The organism is Bacillus sp. SIMBA_154 (assembly GCF_046536015.1).
GTDB lineage: Bacteria > Bacillota > Bacilli > Bacillales > Bacillaceae > Bacillus > Bacillus pumilus_P.
On the sequence record NZ_JAWJBV010000574.1, the window covers coordinates 1 to 243 of the forward strand.

Here is a 243-nt window from a genome sequence, read left to right on the forward strand (position 1 = left end):
AGTGTACGTTTTTTGCCATCCAACTAAAAAGCGTAGCTTCTATCTGCTCTAAAAGCTCGCTAAGCGTTGCCTGCTTCGGGTGTTGAGTTGTGTAATCACAGCCGTTGAGGATCCCAATCAGCTTGCCCTGCTCAGCCGCTTGTTGTACGTCACGCTCGAGTCCTTCACCACCAAAAAAACCGCCTGCATTGTTACTTGCTATCTGCACTTCTTGGCTATAACTGGGTGAAACCATATGTACTT

General features: G+C 47.3%; 1 pseudogene. It reads right to left on the bottom strand.

Annotated elements, in window-relative coordinates:
- Positions 1–243 (bottom strand): annotated as a pseudogene (locus R0K30_RS23205) (hypothetical protein); the annotation flags it as partial.